Genomic DNA, 268 nt, shown 5'->3' on the forward strand with positions numbered 1-268 from the left:
CAGCGCTCCATTCAGCGTGGAATATGTGCAAGCAAGTGAAGAAGAGACACCGCAGTACGCACAGGACTTTGTACGTGCATTTGATCTCGCACAAGCCCCGTTGCTGCGGGTTCAGTTGATCGAAAATGGACCGCAGCGTCACGTTATGCTCTATGACATGCACCATATTATTTCGGATGGCGTGACGGAAAGCATTATCGTGCAGGAGTTCTCTCAATTGTATGAAGGCCAGGAACTGCCGCCACTGCGGATTCAGTACAAGGATTAT

General features: G+C 50.0%; 1 protein-coding gene. It reads left to right on the forward strand.

The features are described from left to right. Positions 1–268 (forward strand): condensation domain-containing protein (locus tag HFD99_RS25200; RefSeq protein ID WP_167441094.1); only part of this gene is annotated, 268 nt, incomplete at both ends.

This window comes from Paenibacillus sp. EKM301P (genome assembly GCF_011800295.1).
Lineage (GTDB): Bacteria > Bacillota > Bacilli > Paenibacillales > Paenibacillaceae > Paenibacillus > Paenibacillus polymyxa.